Annotated in this window: 15 protein-coding genes; 1 reads left to right on the forward strand and 14 read right to left on the reverse strand. The window is 34.3% G+C overall.

Features of this window, described 5'->3' with window-relative positions; translation table 11 throughout:
* Window positions 1-14 precede the first annotated feature (14 nt).
* The 5 genes from QMG60_RS18455 to QMG60_RS18475 form a co-directional block, all read right to left on the reverse strand.
* Window positions 15-1,259, reverse strand: coding sequence for a glycoside hydrolase family 71/99-like protein (locus QMG60_RS18455; RefSeq protein ID WP_281865976.1), 1,245 nt, complete (start codon window positions 1,257-1,259; stop codon window positions 15-17).
* 198 nt (window positions 1,260-1,457) lie between these two features.
* Window positions 1,458-2,969: a RagB/SusD family nutrient uptake outer membrane protein gene (locus tag QMG60_RS18460; protein WP_281865977.1), complete on the reverse strand. Its 1,512-nt coding sequence runs from the start codon at window positions 2,967-2,969 to the stop codon at window positions 1,458-1,460.
* A 28-nt stretch (window positions 2,970-2,997) separates the two neighbouring features.
* A complete protein-coding gene (locus QMG60_RS18465) occupies window positions 2,998-6,015 on the reverse strand; it encodes a TonB-dependent receptor (protein WP_281865978.1) in 3,018 nt (1,005 codons plus the stop codon).
* Window positions 6,016-6,044: 29 nt separating this feature from the next.
* The gene (locus QMG60_RS18470; protein ID WP_134141857.1) at window positions 6,045-7,127 is read right to left on the reverse strand and encodes a hypothetical protein; all 1,083 of its coding nucleotides are present in this window, start codon (window positions 7,125-7,127) and stop codon (window positions 6,045-6,047) included.
* A gap of 8 nt (window positions 7,128-7,135) precedes the next feature.
* A complete protein-coding gene (locus tag QMG60_RS18475) occupies window positions 7,136-7,657 on the reverse strand; it encodes a DUF5004 domain-containing protein (RefSeq protein ID WP_057116251.1) in 522 nt (173 codons plus the stop codon).
* A gap of 480 nt (window positions 7,658-8,137) precedes the next feature.
* On the opposite strand from QMG60_RS18475, the gene QMG60_RS18480 reads away from it, so the two are divergent.
* Window positions 8,138-9,736, forward strand: coding sequence for a DUF6377 domain-containing protein (locus tag QMG60_RS18480; RefSeq protein WP_281865979.1), 1,599 nt, complete (start codon window positions 8,138-8,140; stop codon window positions 9,734-9,736).
* 375 nt (window positions 9,737-10,111) lie between these two features.
* On the opposite strand, the gene QMG60_RS18485 is transcribed toward QMG60_RS18480, so the two are convergent.
* The 9 genes from QMG60_RS18485 to QMG60_RS18525 all read right to left on the reverse strand — a co-directional run bounded on the left by QMG60_RS18485 (window position 10,112) and on the right by QMG60_RS18525 (window position 18,378).
* Complete coding sequence (locus QMG60_RS18485; RefSeq protein WP_281865980.1) at window positions 10,112-11,335, reverse strand: sterol desaturase family protein; 1,224 nt, start codon at window positions 11,333-11,335, stop codon at window positions 10,112-10,114.
* 128 nt (window positions 11,336-11,463) lie between these two features.
* A complete protein-coding gene (locus QMG60_RS18490; protein WP_281865981.1) occupies window positions 11,464-12,750 on the reverse strand; it encodes a Glu/Leu/Phe/Val dehydrogenase in 1,287 nt (428 codons plus the stop codon).
* 448 nt (window positions 12,751-13,198) lie between these two features.
* Window positions 13,199-14,053, reverse strand: coding sequence for a DMT family transporter (locus QMG60_RS18495; protein WP_281865982.1), 855 nt, complete (start codon window positions 14,051-14,053; stop codon window positions 13,199-13,201).
* 102 nt (window positions 14,054-14,155) lie between these two features.
* Entirely contained in the window at window positions 14,156-15,619 is a 1,464-nt protein-coding gene (locus QMG60_RS18500) for an AAA family ATPase (RefSeq protein WP_281865983.1), read from the reverse strand.
* 146 nt (window positions 15,620-15,765) lie between these two features.
* Window positions 15,766-16,884, reverse strand: a complete 1,119-nt coding sequence (locus tag QMG60_RS18505) for a VWA domain-containing protein (protein ID WP_057116256.1) — start codon at window positions 16,882-16,884, stop codon at window positions 15,766-15,768.
* A 106-nt stretch (window positions 16,885-16,990) separates the two neighbouring features.
* On the reverse strand, window positions 16,991-17,389 hold the full coding sequence (locus QMG60_RS18510) for a YchJ family metal-binding protein (protein WP_281865984.1): 399 nt from the start codon (window positions 17,387-17,389) through the stop codon (window positions 16,991-16,993).
* Window positions 17,361-17,594, reverse strand: coding sequence for a hypothetical protein (locus QMG60_RS18515; RefSeq protein ID WP_248727372.1), 234 nt, complete (start codon window positions 17,592-17,594; stop codon window positions 17,361-17,363). Before QMG60_RS18515 ends, QMG60_RS18510 begins: the two co-directional genes overlap by 29 nt.
* Before the next feature lie 95 nt (window positions 17,595-17,689).
* Window positions 17,690-17,836, reverse strand: a complete 147-nt coding sequence (locus QMG60_RS18520) for a hypothetical protein (RefSeq protein WP_095931643.1) — start codon at window positions 17,834-17,836, stop codon at window positions 17,690-17,692.
* The gene (locus QMG60_RS18525) at window positions 17,836-18,378 is read right to left on the reverse strand and encodes a hypothetical protein (RefSeq protein ID WP_281865985.1); all 543 of its coding nucleotides are present in this window, start codon (window positions 18,376-18,378) and stop codon (window positions 17,836-17,838) included. Before QMG60_RS18525 ends, QMG60_RS18520 begins: the two co-directional genes overlap by 1 nt.
* Window positions 18,379-18,407 lie beyond the last annotated feature (29 nt).

An 18,407-nucleotide genomic window follows, 5' to 3' on the forward strand; every position in this document is an offset into this window, starting at 1 on the left:
TATTAATTACAGCTCTATTTAATTTCGCTCATTATTTGTTTTGCTTTTGCTGACTGCATGGAAACAAAATAATTAAACGCTTGATCGAGTTTTTTCTGGGCTTCGACATTTCCTTTTTTCTGTACGCGTAAATCATACAATTTGCTGATTTCCGGGAAAATATTTTCTGTATCTTTTACTCCCGAAAAAGTTTTTATTTTTTCAATAAAAGAATAACCGAATTCGACAGTGGGTTCTATCATTGTTCCTTCTCCGAAATCATTCCAAGTAATAAGCTGTAGGTAATTTACATTAGCATTTTTAGCCAAAGCAAGTGTTGCGTCTAAGGTCGCTCCATTATTGTGCTCGATTGTCCATCCAATTGCTGCTCCGCCTCCGCCTTCTGCATAAAAATCTTTAAATCCTGGATAAGCGCTTCCCATAGCAACACCTAATTTTGGTTTGGTATTGGTATAAAAATTAGTCAGATAACTGTTGTCTTTGTATACCCACGCATACTCGCCAGAGGCATTTTCGCCAGCTTCGTAAGATTGATCCCAAAGTGTCAAAAATGTTGGCTTTGTGGTTAAAGTACCAAATACATTTGTCCATTCTGCAGGAGTCTGCAAAATGATTGGCCCAAAATTCATTAATAGAGGTTTGCCATTAATTTTGATATAATTAGCATCAGTAAAATAATTATTTTGTACATAAGCTAAATCTGTTTTTGCAGCACTGGTTACCGAAATGGCTTTTCCGGCATCTACTGCACTTTTGGTTACTCGATCTTCATACACAATGGCATATTCTAATCCTACTTTTTCCAGCATATCAATCAGCTGTTCGGTATTTTCTTTGACCATTCTATAGTCATATACATCAAAAGTTCCATACCAATCTATTAGAACTCCATCGATTCCAGAGTATTTCATCATCAATAAATGATTTTCAATCACATTTTTATCGCCTGAGTGATAAGGTCCAATCAGCGGATAATAATAAGATGCTATTTCTCTACGGCCGCTAGCCGCAACATTATTCGGATTTTTGTTGGCCATTGTCCAATGATATCCCCATTTTTTATCGGCACTGCTTTCGTTGGTTTCAAACCACGGCATGTAGTGAACATAAATTTTGGTGCTGTTGGTTTTCTCTATCGCAACAGGTTTTACTACTTCTGGTTCTACGGGTTTTTCTGGACCTTTGTCATCACTGCTGCAGCCAGCAACCATCAAAATGTTCATTAAACCGAAAACCAGCGATGTGATATATCTTTTCATACTGATGTATTATTTATTATTTATATTTTTTGCCACAGATTAAAAGATTAAAAAGGATTTTTTGTTTTGTATTTGTTTAATTATAATCTGTGAGAATCTTTTAATCTGTGGCTAAAATAAAGCCCTTCATATATTCATTCGTAAAAACATGTCAGCCTTCCACGACTAACCAACATGGAAGACTGACAGTTTAGAAACCTAATTCAAAGGATACCCAGGATTTTGTTTCAGGTTTTTATTTGTAGTTAAAACTGTACTCGGAATTGGAAAAATTGCTCTGTATTTTTCAGTAGTTCCTTTTTCCCACCATGGAAGAAAAAATGTTCCAAAACGAATATTATCTGTTCTTCTTCTTCCTTCAAATGTAAATTCTTTCAACAATTCTTTGTCTATAAAAGCAAGATCAATAGTTGCCGGCATTTCTTCTCCAGCACGTGCGGTTACTTGTTGTAGAAATGGTCTTGCTAAATCTGGCGAGCCCAAACGCACGTAACATTCTGCCTGCATCATTAAGATTTCTGCATAACGAATTAAAACGAAATCATGATCACGCTCCCATTGTTCTCCTGCTTTCATTTCGTATTTAGCTAAACGAACTCCTTCATTTTCTTTGGCATCTGTTAAACTTGTCAAGTTTTCTGTATAAGTCAACGGTTCTCCATTGTCCATCATAATTACAGAACCCGTGGCAAGATTAATTTGATCTCCTGCCAGCATACATTTTTTTCTTTTGTCTGTATCTGCAAAAGTTGAATATACTCCAGGCTGAGCGCACATTCCGTTAGCGCTCCAAGGGTAATTTCCTATTGGTGAAATTGCTAATTTTTGATTATAATGAGCAGACATTGAGTTCATGTAATTTCCAACCGTTCCTGCTTTTGAATCGTAAGGAATTGCAAAAATGATTTCGCTTGAAGTTTGATTTTCTGTTGCAAAGTTGGCAAAGAAATCTGGTGTTAAACTGTAACCCGTTACTTTCTGGCATGCATCTAAACAATCCTGCCAGCGCGCCACGCCAATAAATGCTTCAGAATTCAGATATAATCTTGCCAAAATTGAATAGGCTACATTTTTAGTCAATTTAGAATACACTACATTTCCATTTAAATACGGAATTGCATCTGTAAGCTCTTTTTCAACAAAATCGTAGACTTCTTTTCTAGTTGAATTGGTTGGAAGATCTGTGTCTTCAAAATTAGTTACGATTGGCACGTTTCCAAATAAATCCAAAAGATTGTAGTAGTAATAAGCTCTAAGCGCTTTTAATTCTGCAAAAATTGGGGCTTTTGCTTTCTCTGTCAATGACGATTTATTGATTTGATAAATGATCGCGTTGATCTTAGCAATTCCAGTATAATTGTAACGCCAAGCCGAAAGAATCATTCTATTATCAGCTTTCCAAGTATGTTTTTGAGCATCTTGATATTGTCCGCCATCGTACCAGTTTGTTCCTCTTGTTGGAATTGTAGCTTCGTCTGAAACTACTTCATTCAAAAAGAAAACATATTCGCAAGTAGGGAAATTATTCGATACTGCATCAGAGAATCCTCTTAAAGAAGAATAAGCTCCACCAACCAACGCATCTATTTCTTTAGGTGTGTTTCCAAAATTTCCATCTTCTACTTGATCATACAACTGTTCGTTTAGATCAGTACATGATACCGTAAAAAGCATGCTTAAAAGTATCGCTGCTGTTATTTTGATTTTCATTTTTAATATTTTATGGTTATCAATTCGCTTAGTTATTCAGCGTAAAATTTAGTCCAACAGAAATCGTAGTTGGTCGAGGATAATTGTTGTACCTGTCAATTCCAGGAGCTGCTAATCCCGTTTGATCCATTACTCCAGTTTGATTTATACCGTCTTGAGCATTTAGACCAATCTCTGGATCTACACCTTTGTAGCCCGTAATTACAAATAGGTTTTCTCCCATTACATAGAATCTAACTTTAGATTTTTTGTATTTTAATGGCAGTGTGTAACCAAGTGATAAGGTTTGAAGTCTAAAGAATGATGCATCTTCAATCCAATAATCAGAATACTTTGGTGCCGATGTAATACCGCTGTTTAAGAAATCATCAGGCACATTAAAAGCTGGTAACCTGTTTGGATCGTTTAACATCATGTTGGTCGCATTTAATGCTTTTTGACCAAACATTCCGTAGCCTGAAATTCCAAGATCAAAATTTTCATAAGTAAAATTCATTCCTATACCTAAAGTTAAATCTGGCTGGATGTTTCCTAAGTCTCTTTTATCTGCATCAACCAATGCGCTCTCTGCCACTACTTCATTCGCAGCGTTATAATATTGAATTTTTCCATCAGCATCTAAACCAGCATTTTTAAATCCCCAGAAAGTTCCAACTGGGTATCCTTCGGCAATAATTTGAGAATATTGTCCAGACATACCTGCTAAACCATGCAGAGATCCGCTGTAAATAACATCTGTTTTGTACGTTGGGTTTGAAAGTTTTTCGATTTTTTGAACGTTGTGACCCAGTGTCAAATTCGCATTCCAATTGAATTTATCTCCTTTTACAATATCTGCATTCAAAGTAAGTTCAACTCCTTTATTCGACATTTCACCAACATTAGCCAGCATAGTTCCTACTAAGTAAGGAGGCTGAGGCACTTCGTAAGTATATAATAAATCTTTTGTTGTTTTAGAATACCATTCGAATGATCCTGTAATTCTATTGAAAAGACCAAAATCAAAACCAACGTTTATCTGCTCTGTCGATTCCCACTTCAAATCAGGATTCGGATTTTGTTTTGGTGAATAAGCCAAACTCCAAGTTTTAGTAACTGGATCGTAGTAACTGTCGTTTCCAACTCCTAAAATAGAAAGCGATTTGTATTCGCCAATTCCATCTTGATTTCCTGTAACCCCATAACCAACTCTAACTTTTAAATTGTCTAACCATCCTTTTGAAGATTCCATGAATGCTTCGTTAGAAATTCTCCAGGCTGCAGATGCAGATGGGAAAGTTCCCCATTTATTGTTTTCTCCAAAACGGCTTGATCCGTCGCGTCTTACAGTTGCTGTCAATAAATATTTACCGTCGTAACCATAGTTGGCGCGAGCATAAAACGAAACTAAATTTGATTTTCCTTTATATGAATAAACATCACCCAGACGATAATTGTAACCAGCCCCTAAATTGTTATAGCTGAAAGCATCTGTTACAAAACCGCCTCTTTGTGCTCCAAAACCTTCGTAAATATTTTGCAGGTAAGAATATCCAGCCAAAGCACTTACGTTATGTTTGTCGAAAGTTTTATTGTAGTTTACGTAAAGTTCTCCTTGTGCATTTGTAAATTCGCCATAACTTCTCTGTGCAAAACCCCCTTCTGTCTGCCCTTCCATAACGGCATACGATGGTTTGTACGAACCTCCTTTTACGGCATTATGTTCTAATGAAATATTAGCTGTAGCGGTAAAATCGTTTAAGAATTTGACATCTGTTTTAAAATAACCTAATAATCTGTGTCTCTCATTATCAATGGTTCTGTTGGTTAAAATCTCAACTGGATTTTGATAAATATTTCCAGTTACTTCAGAAAATTCACCATCAGAATTGTAAACTGGAATTGTTGGATTTAAGTTGTAAGCTCTTTCAAAAATTCTATAGTCTATAGGGTGCCATTTGTCGATATTTGCAAATAATCCCATATCAAACTTTACATCTTTGTTGTCTCCAAGAAATTGATAAGCTGTAACGTTTCCGCTGATTCTTTCTAAACCAGATCTTTTTATAAGACCTTCATTGTTTAGATAAGAAAGTGAAGTTCTGAAACCGCTGTCTGCTTTACCAGAATTAATACTTAAAGTATGTGACTGCGAAACTGCAGTCTGTTCAATTGCTTTCTGCCAGTTTGTGTTTCCGCCATAATCTACAGCATCTGCCAATCCATTTTCACGAACATAACCTCTCCATTGATTGGCTGATAAAAGATCTAAATTATTGGCAGCGTAACCAAAACTTGATAATCCGCTGTACGTTACAGACACTCCTTTAGTTCCAGATTTAGTCGTAATCATGATTACCCCGTTTGCTCCTCTAGAACCATAAATTGCAGTTGCAGAAGCATCTTTAAGAACATCAACCGATTTAATATCTGCCGGCTGCACCACATTTATGTCTACCCCTGCAATACCATCAACCACAATTAACGGACTGTTGCTTGCTGTTAAAGAAGTTCCTCCACGTAATCGTATTGTAGAACCCGCGGATGGATCGCCGGAAGGACGAATAATATTTAATCCTGCTACTTTTCCTTGTAAAACTTGTTCTGTTGATGAAATTGTTCCTTTTACTAAATCATCGGCTCCAACAGTTGAAATAGCTCCCGTTAAATCTGATTTTTTTACTTTTCCATAACCTACAGAAACTACTTGTACTTCTGCCAAAGTATAACCATCATTTTGCAGACGCACTTCAAGATTAGAAGTAGTTCCTGTAACCTGAACTCTTTGAGTTGTTGAACCAATAAAAGAAACTTCGATTGCACCTCCTACGGCTACCTGAAGACTAAATTTACCGTCAAAATCTGTTGTAGTTCCGTTTTTTGTTCCTACTTCAATGATAGAAGCTCCCGGCAATACATTGCCAGTATTGTCGTAAACGGTTCCTGATATCTGTTTTTTCCCCTGCGCAAATATGCCGGCAGAAAGAAAAAGCATAAAAATCATCAATACCGCCGATTTAGCAGTCCACATTTGATGCAGGACGCTTTTTTTATTTTTACTATTCATTAGAATTGGTGTTTTAATTTAATAGTGAATTATTTATCTAAAGTTTTTAGCGGAATTGTCGTGTCCGAAATCGTTTTATCCTTGTTGTCTTTTACTAAAACATGAATTTCATTTAAATTTGAAATACCGTTTAGTTCAGAAACAAGATTCACAAAACCTTTAATTTCTGCAGTTCCTCCAGAAAACTCACCAGAGAATGTTTTTGTGCCAGCTGTAATAGTGTAAAGTAATTTGTTTACACCTGGTTCGTTATTTTTTCTAGACATTCCAAGAAAATCTTTTTGACTTATCTGTAATGGGAAAAAGTTGAAACTCGGCGGCGGCGGCGGAATAAATTCTCCAGCATAAATAATTTGGTCGCCAGAATTTGTTGTCCAGTCTTTTGCTACCATTAGGAAAGTAATATTTTCCATAACAAAACCTGGCTCTGTATTGTAATATTGCTGCGGAATCAAATCCATCCTGTAAAAACCATTTCCAAGATCTTTCAATTTTGTTTTTTCAGACACATCTGGAAGCCATGCTTGATACTCCTGCAAAACTGCCCAGTTGTTTAAACCACTATGAAAATGAACGCTTTCAACACCTGCAAAACCATCTTTCAAATTAGAATTGAATAAAATACTAACTGGTTTATCAATTAAAGGTTTTGTTGGGTATGATCTGATTACCTCATTTGCAGTATAAAATGACGTAAAATCTGTATACGGCATATTGGCAACCTCACTTTGTTTAGATCCGTTTTTGTTTTTTAAACGAAACCAAAAGCCCGCACTTGCTGCAATTTCTGCAGGAGTTTTAGAAAAATAAACTGTTGGAGTTAAAGTAAAACTCCAAACTTTGTTTCCTTCATATTTAAGTTTGGCAAATTCAGAAGAGTTCTCCCAATTTCCAGCATCTGGTTCAGATGGCGACCAAATCCAGATGTATAAATTTTCGTTTTCTGCAAATGTTGTTCCTGATAAATCAAAATACCAGGTCACTTGTTCATCATATTTGTATACAACAGGATAAGATGACATTGGCCCTACAGCTCCAGCAGCCTCTTGTGCCTGAATAAAATTAGGAGCCATCAACAAGGCAAGTAAAATTGTATATATAAACTTTTTCATATTACTTTTTAATTAATAGCATTTAATTTAAATACATAAGACACAAAATCTACTCCGTCTGAAGAATGCGTTAACTGAATCTGCATTTCGTCATTTTTTCCTGGAACAGAAATCAATCGAAGTTCATCTGTTTTTTGAGTTTTTTGTGCATCACTATACAAGTAGATTCTTGTTGCACCAGAATTAGTCGGCTGAAAAGCTGAGCTTAGCGCCCAGTAACCCTTTGGAGCAAATAATGGAGGGACATTTCCAGTTACTTCATAAGTTGTTGGCTGGTTTTTTTCGTCTACGCTGAAGTTGATTTTAAAATCTTCGTAGTTGAAATAGGTACTCAAGTTTTCTTCATTTGGTTCGATCTTATTTGCTTTCGCAACTTCATCAACCATTTTCAGATTTGCCAATTGCCAATTCCCATTTACTTTCTCATAAATGGTAATCGGATCTACGTAGCTTCCATCTTCTGTGTTGTCGCAGCTAAGCGCAAAAAAACACATTATAAAAGCTAACCAATAAAGACTTTTACATTTCATAAATTTTGGTTTTTGTTAGTTTGTTACCCCCTTCAAAAGGATACAGCGAAACTAGAAGTTAAATAAATCTTAAAAAAAATATCTGAGAAAAATCAAGATAAAATCTGAGCATTTTAAAACACAACTAATTAAATATCAATTATTTATATTTATTTTTACATTTAAAAAATCAAGAAGTTGTTTAGATCAAAATCGGTGGTTTTTTAATGGTAAAAATGACAATATCTAAAATAATCACTATATTTTTTTCACTATGCATATATATAACTAGTTTTTATTGTATAATTGCAAATAATTTATTCTTTTTTAACATTTACAGCTTATTTTTATTCCAAAAACCACCTTCTAAAGCGATGTTATTAAACAATTTACAAGATTCTAAAAATTAGTTTTCGTCTAATCCCAAACTTATTTTTTAATTTTAAAACGAATTAATTAAAATATCTAACAACTACTTTTTACCCTAACCAAAACCAAATCATGCGAAGAATATTGATACTGCTTTTCTTCATTGGAAGTTTTTCTCTGACTGCAAAAGAGACAAATCCTTACTTAGAAGAATTAGATCAGGTTCTCTTGAAAAAAGATGTTTACCTGAAACAGAAATATCGAAAAATTGAAGCTTTAAAGAAAAACGTTTCAAAGTTTACGCTTAATCAAAACAATGAAGAGCTGTACAATTGTTATATGTCATTATTTGAAGAATACAAATCTTTTAAATACGACTCTGCTTATTATTATCTGGAGCAATCTAAAATCAAAGCTAAAATTTTAAAAGATCCTAAGTTTTTGTCTAAAAGCCGAATTAAAGAAGGTTTTGTTTTACTGTCTTCTGGACTTTTTAAAGAAGCAATTGATACTCTGAATGTTATTGATGATACTAAACTTGATCTTAAAAATAAATTTGAATATTATAACATTAAAGCCCGAGCCTATTATGATTTAGCCGACTACAACCGTGATCAGCGCTTTAATATTCATTATGTGCAGCAGGGAAATCATTTCTTAAAAAAGGCATTGGCTTTAATTGGTACAAATACTAATGAATATTGGGCAGCAGAAAGCCTGAAACGTCTAAAGCAGCAAGATTGGCGCGGAGCAGAATTCGCCTTTAGCTATTGGATTAATAATTATAACCTGCCTCCCGATTATTACGGAATTGCAACTTCGAGTCTGGGATATATTTATTCGGAAAGAGGATATACCAAAAAGGCTATTCAATACCTAGCACTTGCCGCGGTTGCCGATGTTAAAAATGCAACAAAAGAAACGGTTGCACTTCGAAACCTGGCCAACGAACTTTTTAAAATGGGATATTTGGATAAAGCCAATGAATACATCAATATAGCGATGGATGATGCCACTTTTTATAACGCCAGACATCGAAAAATTGAAATCTCATCTATTCTGCCGATTATAGAAAAGGCACAATTGAATAATGTAAAAGACAAAAATGATAAACTGGAAAAAATCATTATCCTATTGACCATTCTTACGGTTATTATTTTTCTGTTTTTAGGGATTATTTTCAAGCAGTTGAAAGAAAAAAATAAGGCTAGAAAAATTATGGCTTCTTCTTATCTGCAATTACAAGAAATGAATGTGAGTTTAAGCGAGGCAAATGCTATAAAAGAAGAATATATTACGTATTTCATCAAAGCAACTTCGGCTTTCATCAATAAAATAGATCATATTCAGAAAAGCACGCTTCATAAAATTATCACCAAAAAAACAGATGAAGTTATTGCCAGTTTAAAGCGCTATAACGTAAAGGAAGAAAGAGAAAATCTATTTCATCAATTTGATGAGATCTTCTTGAGATTGTTTCCCACTTTTGTGACCGAATTCAATAAACTGTTCCCAAACGATCATAAATGCATTGTAAAAAAAGGCGAACTTTTGAATACCGAATTACGAATTTTTGCTTTGTACCGATTAGGAATTCAAGACAGTAGTCAAATGGCAGAATTCTTAGAACTTTCTGTGGCTACAATTTACACCTACAAAACCAGAATTAAAAGTAAATCTGATTTTAAAGATACTTTTGAACAAAAAATTATGGAGATTAAAACTATTTAAAGGTGCTGAGATACTAAGGTTCTGAGATACTAAGGCCCTGAGCTTCTGAGTTTTTGAGTTTCTGAGCTTCTAAGTTTTTGAGATTTTCTAAAAGCTTCGGAGAAGCTAAATATTTATAGAAATATAGGTAATACCTCAAGAAAAAAGCTCCAGCGGAGCGACATATTATTAGTACTTAAATTTATATGTCGCTCCGCTGGAGCTTTTTGTATAACAAACATTTTTCTATAAATAATTCGTCACTCTGTGACTTCTCATAAACAGAGCAATTTCCATTATATTTTTTTTCTGATAAAACATGTCGTACGAACTACATCTCAAAAAATTCTTGAATTGCTTCGCCTATTCTCTATTGCGAGCCGTGGCTATATTTTATTATTCGGAAGTCTCCAATTGCAAAATTGTATTTTGATAGAGTTTACTCAACGAAAATAACTGCTCAACAAAAATCATTACTGCAATAGGCACGAAGAAAAACATGATCAAATCTTCTTCGTATAAAAAATAAGTTGTAATTAATAAAATACGGGCATATTCTAAATAATATATCCATTTTCGCTGTTCTAATAAAGCCCCGCAATTGATTAAGGTGATTATAATAAAACAAAGTACAAACAGTTTATCATAGATTTCTAAATAATCGAAATAATACGTAAAAACGGTTAAAACCAGCGTACAGATTCCCAATTTTATATAAAGGTAATTTTTAAATCGAAGTCTTTGATGCGGGTTACTTTTATCCTGAAGAAAACGCTTTTCCAGAATGGGGCGAATATCTTGATCCATGTGGGCTGGACTTCCAAAAACCGCCTTCCATTTCGCTTTAAATCCGCTGGAGCGTTTCCATAATTCGTAAATTTCAAAGTAATAATGAAAGTGCTGCCACAAGAAACTATAGCTTTTAAGCGGGTGCGTTAACCCGTATTTTGGTTTTTCTTCCTCGGTTTGAAAAGTTCCAAAAAGGCGATCCCAAAACGTAAACATATCTCCGTAATTTTTATCCAGATATTTTTCGTCAGATGCATGATGAACGCCATGAACAGAAGGTGTTACAAAAACATATTCCAGCCATTTTATTTTACCAATAAGCTGTGTATGTGTAAAAAAAGAATATGCTCCGTGGACAATTAGCATCGTAATTACCATTGCAGGATGAAAACCCATTAATGGCAGCACACACCAAAATCCCGTTCGTATTATTGCCTGAAAAGTTGTAATTCTGGCCGCAGCGGTAAAATTAAATTCTTCGCTGTGATGATGCACAATATGCGCCGCCCAGAAAAAATTGACTTCATGTCCTAATCGGTGGTACCAATACCAAACGAAATCGGTGGCAAGAATGAGGGCAAACCAAACCAAAGCGTTGCTCGGAATATCAAATATTCTATAATCGTCATAGATTAAATAATACAACTGATAAAAACTGGCGGCAATAAATAAGTTAATCAACCGCTCTGCAATACCAATGCTAATATTAGAAACTGAGCTTTCATAGTTAAAAATTTCAGGCCTTTTTCTGCGTTGAGCAAGCTTATATTCTAAAAATAAAAAAAGAAAAAAGGCTGGCATAGCAAAAGCTAGAAAATTGATATTTTTCATTTGTATGATATTTTTCGATTCTAAAAATTGTATTTAATAGCACAAACGAAAAAGACACTCCCGTTAATTACCTTTTTAAAGACTAAAAATGTAATCAACGAAAATGATCTTTACGAAGTAAACCTGATTTAATTTTGTTTATACTGAGGCGCTTCTAAAGCAACTTCTTTTACCGATTGTGTTTCGGCTACTTTTTTCAAAGCAATTATATAAGCAGCAATACGAGGCGTTACATCATGTTTTACTGCAACTCTAAAAACAGTATCAAAACCTTTTTCTAATATATCCTCCAGACGTTTGTTAATCTGGTGAATTCTCCAAGACTCCAAAAGCGAATTTTGAAGCCATTCGAAATAAGAAACCGTAACACCGCCGGCATTGGCTAAAATATCAGGAACAACTAATATATTTTTATCATGGAGAATTTGATCTGCATCTGAAGAAACAGGACCATTGGCACCTTCAACAATAATTCTTGCCTGAACATCTCCTGCATTTTTCTGCGTAATCACATCTTCTTTTGCAGCCGGAATCAACACATCAACGTCTAAAAGCAATAAATCGTCATGTTTTATGGCAACCGAATTTGGATAACCTTTTATCGTTTTATTATTCAAATTATAATACAAAATCAGTTCTGGAATATTAATTCCGTCTGGATTATGCAAAGCTTCTGAAACATCACTTACGGCAACGATTTTTATTCCTTTTTCATATAAAAATAAAGCCGAATGCAGTCCGACATTTCCAAAACCTTGAATAGCCGCAGTAGCTCTTGCAGGTCTGATTTTTAATTTTTGAAGTGCCAGAAGACTTATAATACTTACGCCTCTTCCTGTAGCTTCTACTCTGCCTAAAGATCCTCCAGAATGAAGATGTTTTCCTGTAACTACGGCATGAATTGGTCTGCCGTGCACTATCGAAAATTCATCCATCAGCCAGCCCATTTCGTCTGGACCAGTTCCCATGTCTGGAGCTGGAACATCTTTTTCTGGTCCAAAAATATCCGCTAAAGCTTTTGTGTAAGCTCTTGTAATTTTTTCTAATTCTGCTTTAGAATGTTTTCTAGGATCGCAAATAATGCCGCCTTTAGCGCCGCCAAACGGAATTCCGGTTACAGCAGATTTCCAGGTCATCCAGGCGGCAAGTGCTTTTACTTCATCGAGATTAACAGCGGTATCATATCGAATGCCTCCTTTTGAAGGTCCTAAAGCTGTATTGTGAATTACTCGGTAACCTTCAAAATTTTGAACGTCTCCGTTATCTAAGGTAATAGAAAAGTTTACAGTGATTTGTTTTTCTGGCCGCTGTAGTTTTTGTCTAATAGAATCATCTAATTTTAAAATATCTGCAGCAATATTAAAGCGATCAATCATCGATTGAAAGGGATTATGTTTTATAATTTCTGAACTCATAATATATAGTTTTTAGTTTTGGGTTACTTTTTAAGTTATATCTTCTTTATGAAGATTTTTATCTGCTTTATTGCTTCTGCTACATGCAACACGGAATTTTTATTAAACAGCAGCGCATCAAAATATTTATATTTCTATTGGTTCTCATATTTCATTTTTTAAATAATTCAAAAAAAAGCCTTTCATGGTGCAATGAAAGGCTAAAAAAAAAAATAACTAACAAGTACTTTCTCTATTAACGCCATTTCAAAACGCGGTTCATCATGCAGCACATCGCAAAGCTGCATGGAAAAAACGTTTTCATATTTCGGCTATAGTTTTTCATTGTTGAAGCAAATCTACAAAAATATATTTATAAATTCTATAGAATTAGTCGAGTTTATTTTCGATCAATTGAAAACATAACATTAAATCAACTGTAAATTAAAGGATTAACGTCTAAAAAAATTTACTGCAATTGTGAAATAAATATAAAAACGATAGCAATTAAAGCCAGAAACAAGCCAAAAATATTAGTTTTAGAAAGCTTTTCTTTAAAGAAATAAGCTCCAATTATAGTTCCAAGAATAATAACCCCCATGTTCATTCCTGCAAAAACTGTCGACGGATTTTCTGCAAATGCTTTATGAGCTTTTAAGTAGAATAAAATATTTCCGAAATTAAAAACTCCAACCAGCATTCCGAAAGGAATATTTTTAACTTCTAATTTTTCTTTTGGAATAATTATTTTATAAAGCACGATAAAGACAGAAACAGCAAACGAAATTAGAAAAACCAAAAACAAAGATGTTGTATAAGGAACTGCCGTATACAAAGCAATTTTCTTAAAAAGTATATCTACAAGTCCAAAACCGAATAATACCAATGCTGGATAAATCCATTTATTGTCATTATTGTCAGACTGTTTTCTAAGAATGAATAAAAGGGCGGCAAAACCAATTAAAACACCAATAACTTTATAAGTGTTAAATGACTCATTAAACAAAAGCCAGGCTGCTAAAATGGGAATAAAAAGCGACAATCGCTGCGCGGCATCTGTTTTTGCAATTCCCATAAATCGAATGGAAAGTGCCAAAAATAAAAACACAATTGGAAGTAAAATTCCGACTGCTGTATAAATTCCTAAAGGTGCATTATTATCTAATGATTGAAGGTCTGGTCCAAAAGTAAAATAGCAGAGCGTAATGGCTGTTATATAATTGAAAGAAATGATCTGAGAAGGATTTGCATTGTATTTTCTTGAAATTTTGAATACAACACCCACAATAACACTGCATAAAATGCTTAAAATAAGGAATAACATAGATTTATATTTGGATTGTAAAAGTACTCTATTCCAAAATAAAAAGGCCCAACCGGTTTTAAAAAACCAGTTAGACCAGATAAGATTTTAAAGAAAATTAGCTTAAAATTTACTGATATAACTTCCGTAAATATCTCTAAACTGATTTCCTTTTGCAAATCTGTCTTTGCTTAATTTTCTATATTCAACCAATCCCCACAAAACAAATTCTTTCATAAAGTATTGATCTTCTTTTGCCAGTTGAGGCTGGTATTTTTTTAATAATTCATCTAATGGAGTAACTTCATCCAGAATATTTTTATACTCTGCGTCTGAAGCATCGTCTAATAATTCGAAACCACTTTCGGCAAAAAACCATTCTACAACATCAGAATACGGCGTTTTTTCGTCTGGTTTTTCTAATTTTTCAATTTTAGGAAAATATTCTGGAAACAAAGTTCTGATCGCTGAACCAATAAGACTTTCTGCCACAACATCTGCTCCCTCCTGCTCGCCTTCATAAACCAATTCTACTTTTCCTGTAATCGCAGGAATGATACCGATAAAATCAGATAAACGAAGCGTTGTTTTATCAACTCCAGAAATCAAAGCACGACGTTCTGCGGTACTTATTAAATTTTCAAAAGCTGTAATACTCATTCTGGCACTTACACCACTTTTATTATCGATATATTCGCTTTCGCGGGCTTCAAAACTTATTTGTTCTAAAATATCTCTGGCTAAGCTCGGTACATAAACGATATCCGTTTGGTTTTGATCTAATTTAGATTCCTGTTCTGTAATAGTTCTTGCAATAGCAATATTCTCAGGATAGTGCGTTAAAATCTGAGATCCAATTCTGTCTTTTAAAGGTGTTACTATACTTCCTCTATTGGTATAATCTTCTGGATTTGCCGTGAAAACAAACTGCATATCCAGAGGCATCCTAACTTTAAAACCTCTAATTTGTATGTCGCCTTCTTGAAGGATATTGAATAAAGCAACTTGAATTCTTGCCTGTAAATCGGGTAATTCGTTGATTACAAAAATACAGCGGTTCGCTCTCGGAATCATTCCGAAGTGAATTACGCGGTCGTCTGCATAAGACAATTTTAAATTTGCCGCCTTTATTGGATCTACGTCTCCAATTAAATCGGCAACGGTTACGTCTGGAGTTGCTAACTTTTCGAAGAAACGATCACTTCTATGCAGCCAAGAAATTGGTGTGTCTTCTCCTTTTTCTTCAATTAAATCTTTAGCAAAACGAGAAATCGGATTTAACGGATCGTCATTAATTTCTGAACCCGATACATACGGAATATATTCATCTAATAATTCGATCATTTTACGCGCCAAACGAGTTTTTGCCTGTCCGCGAAGTCCAAGTAAATTAATATTGTGACGTGATAAAATTGCGCGTTCTAGTTCTGGAATTACAGTATTTTCAAAACCATGAACGCCTTCAAAAACAGGTTTTCCGGATTTTATTTTTTCACGAAGATTATTTCGCAATTCATCTTTAATGCTTGTACTTTTATATCCAGCGGCTTTTAATTGACCTAAAGTCTTTATATTATTTATTTCCATTTTATTGAAATATAGATTGTTTATTATTGATTTGGTGAGCGTTATATTTTTTTCGTCAAAGAAACCTTTGAACCTACATAGACGCACTACTGTGCGTCGCTACAGAAAAAAACTTTGAACCTTTGTTCCTCTGAACCTTTGCCCCTTTATTTAATTCTTTTCTTCCTATTCGTTTCATAATCTTCAAAAATCATTTCACCCAAACCTTTCAGTCCAGTATAAAATGCTTTTCCCTGATTTGCTTCTGTAAACTGATTTACAAAACGCTGTAAATACGGATCTTTGGCAATCATAAAAGTTGTGATCGGAATATGCAGTTTTCTTGCCTGCTGAGCCTGTGTGTAGCATTTATCTACAATATATTCGTCAAGACCATTACTATTCATATAATAGGAACCATCACGTTCGCGAACGCAACTTGGTTTTCCATCGGTAATCATGAAAATCTGCTTGTTGGTATTTCGTTTTCTGCGAAGGATATCCATTGCCAGCTGCAAACCTGCAACCGTATTGGTATGATAAGGTCCAACTTGTAAATATGGTAAATCTTTAATTGGAATTGTCCAGGCATCATTTCCAAAAACTAAAATATCGAGTGTATCTTTTGGATATCTTGTCGTAATTAATTCAGCAAGAGCCATGGCCACTTTTTTCGCAGGCGTAATTCGGTCTTCGCCGTATAAAATCATGCTGTGACTGATATCGATCATCAAAACCGTACTCATCTGTGCTTTGTACTGCGTTTCTTCGACAACCAAATCATTTTCGGTGAGCATAAAACTTTCCACCCCATTATTGATCTGTGCATTTCGAAGACTTTCGGTCAAAGAAATTCTTTCTAAACCATCTCCAAAATTAAACTCACGGAATTCTCCTGTGTGTTCATCTCCATTTCCGGCATGTTTCGTTTTATGATTACCGCTTCCTGAACGCTTCAAATTACCAAAAATCTGATCTAAAGCCTGTTGTCTAATGGCTCTTTCGGTTTTTGCAGTAATTCCTAATCCAGGACTTCCATCGTCTTTAACTTCATCTCTGATGTATCCTTTTTTCTTAAGATCCTCAATAAAATCGTCGATGGTATAATTTTCGTCGGTAAGTTTATATTCGATGTCCAGTTCCCGAAGCCAGCTGATAGCTTCGTCAAAATCGCCCGAAGTATGGGTGATCAACTCTTTAAAAATAGTAAAAAGTTTGTCAAACGGAGACTGAAAAGGAGCTTCGTAAGTCTTAAAGTAAAAGCCTTTTTTAAATTCGTTTTTCATAAATCTAAAATTACGTCTTTTTAGAATTATGAAAAACGAATCGTTTATTAATTTTTAGTTAAAATATTTAATCAAAAACTACAATTAACAATGTTAGATGTATTAATTATTCAAACTTTCCGTCTACGTAGTACCAAGATCCATTTTCGAACTTAAAAGTAGAAAACTCATAATGTACTTGTGGTTTATTATTTGAATCTAAAAAGTAGGCTTTGAATTCAACTGTATTTTCTGTAAAACTCAATATTTCTAGTTTCTGCCACTTATTCGAAACTGCCCATCTTAAAATTTCTGGTTTTGAATAATATTTTCTTTCTGAACTATAAGTCGTTTCCAAAAGATAATCTGCATTATGAGAAGCGTATGCCGAATATCTCGAACGCATTAATGCCAATGCAGATGGAGCTTTTTGACTAGTATCTAAATACAATCCGCAGCAGTTTTCAAACAATAAACCGGTATCGCAGAAGCATTTTTTATTCTCCATCGACTGGTTCTTCTCCATTAATTTTTACATGAAGCTGATTCAACAAAACCTGATAACGAGTGATTTCTCTTACTTCTTCATCTTCTTCTGCAAAATCAATCATTTCGTCTAGTGTTTCGCTTACCTCCAATAATTTATTGTTTGCTTCTCTGTCATTTTTTGCAGCGATTAAATCGATAATTTCTTGTACGCTTGCTTTTAAGTTTTCGAATTTACTATTCATATATTTTTTTGTTTTTATTTTGTTTCAAGTTTCAGGTTTCATATTCCAAACGTTAACTTGAAACCTGAAACCTGAAACCTGAAACTTGAAACTATTTATTCTTCGTTTTTACTTTCGTTAAATTTCTTTACAATTTCCTTTAGCTTTTCTTTACGAGCTATTTCGGCTTGCTTTGCTTTTGCTTGGGCTTTGTGCAATTTATCATTGTGTTTCTTGATATTGCGTTCGTTATTGCGTCCCATTATATTTCTCTTTTAATTTGTTCCAACGTTTTCTCCGTAAAAATTAATTCGTTGATAATCTGCTTTCGCAATTCATCAATATCATCATAATCAAAATGCTTTGCCCAAGAAGTTAATTGCTGCAAATTTCTTATTTGTTTCAATCTTTTGGTCGTTTCAAAACTTGTTCGCAGCACTGCTTTACCATCATATTCTGGGTTCTGTTTATGCTCATAATTGGCAAGATTCTTTTCGAAATCGGCTTTTATGTAATACAGTTTTTCTTCGGCGTTGTCTGGGTAAAATTCTTCCCATTTGGCAAAACCAATTTTAGTTTTCGATTCTGTCTCAGGCTCTCTGGCTATTAAACGCCATTTACTGTTTGCTAATCTTCCCCAATGATTGGAAACGCGGTACATTCCTGCTTCTGTATAATAATAAGAACTTCCTGCTTTACTTTCAAATTGCTTTTTTAAACCTTCAATTTCATTTGGAAGCACTTCCTTAAAGGCACAAAATGTATTTTTAAAAGAATTAGGATGTGGCTTAAAGTTTTTCTGCATGCTGCAAATATACTCAGATTGTATGGAAC

It is taken from the genome of Flavobacterium sp. GSB-24 (genome assembly GCF_027924665.1).
GTDB lineage: Bacteria > Bacteroidota > Bacteroidia > Flavobacteriales > Flavobacteriaceae > Flavobacterium.

What these genes read in the sequence shown, in the direction of transcription:
- QMG60_RS18455 (WP_281865976.1), bottom strand. Translation starts at nt 1,259, where the DNA reads ATGAAAAGATATATCACATCGCTGGTTTTCGGTTTAATGAACATTTTG.
- QMG60_RS18460 (WP_281865977.1), bottom strand. Translation starts at nt 2,969, where the DNA reads ATGAAAATCAAAATAACAGCAGCGATACTTTTAAGCATGCTTTTTACG.
- QMG60_RS18465 (WP_281865978.1), bottom strand. Translation starts at nt 6,015, where the DNA reads ATGAATAGTAAAAATAAAAAAAGCGTCCTGCATCAAATGTGGACTGCT.
- QMG60_RS18470 (WP_134141857.1), bottom strand. Translation starts at nt 7,127, where the DNA reads ATGAAAAAGTTTATATATACAATTTTACTTGCCTTGTTGATGGCTCCT.
- QMG60_RS18475 (WP_057116251.1), bottom strand. Translation starts at nt 7,657, where the DNA reads ATGAAATGTAAAAGTCTTTATTGGTTAGCTTTTATAATGTGTTTTTTT.
- QMG60_RS18480 (WP_281865979.1), top strand. Translation starts at nt 8,138, where the DNA reads ATGCGAAGAATATTGATACTGCTTTTCTTCATTGGAAGTTTTTCTCTG.
- QMG60_RS18485 (WP_281865980.1), bottom strand. Translation starts at nt 11,335, where the DNA reads ATGAAAAATATCAATTTTCTAGCTTTTGCTATGCCAGCCTTTTTTCTT.
- QMG60_RS18490 (WP_281865981.1), bottom strand. Translation starts at nt 12,750, where the DNA reads ATGAGTTCAGAAATTATAAAACATAATCCCTTTCAATCGATGATTGAT.
- QMG60_RS18495 (WP_281865982.1), bottom strand. Translation starts at nt 14,053, where the DNA reads ATGTTATTCCTTATTTTAAGCATTTTATGCAGTGTTATTGTGGGTGTT.
- QMG60_RS18500 (WP_281865983.1), bottom strand. Translation starts at nt 15,619, where the DNA reads ATGGAAATAAATAATATAAAGACTTTAGGTCAATTAAAAGCCGCTGGA.
- QMG60_RS18505 (WP_057116256.1), bottom strand. Translation starts at nt 16,884, where the DNA reads ATGAAAAACGAATTTAAAAAAGGCTTTTACTTTAAGACTTACGAAGCT.
- QMG60_RS18510 (WP_281865984.1), bottom strand. Translation starts at nt 17,389, where the DNA reads ATGGAGAAGAACCAGTCGATGGAGAATAAAAAATGCTTCTGCGATACC.
- QMG60_RS18515 (WP_248727372.1), bottom strand. Translation starts at nt 17,594, where the DNA reads ATGAATAGTAAATTCGAAAACTTAAAAGCAAGCGTACAAGAAATTATC.
- QMG60_RS18520 (WP_095931643.1), bottom strand. Translation starts at nt 17,836, where the DNA reads ATGGGACGCAATAACGAACGCAATATCAAGAAACACAATGATAAATTG.
- QMG60_RS18525 (WP_281865985.1), bottom strand. Translation starts at nt 18,378, where the DNA reads ATGCAGAAAAACTTTAAGCCACATCCTAATTCTTTTAAAAATACATTT.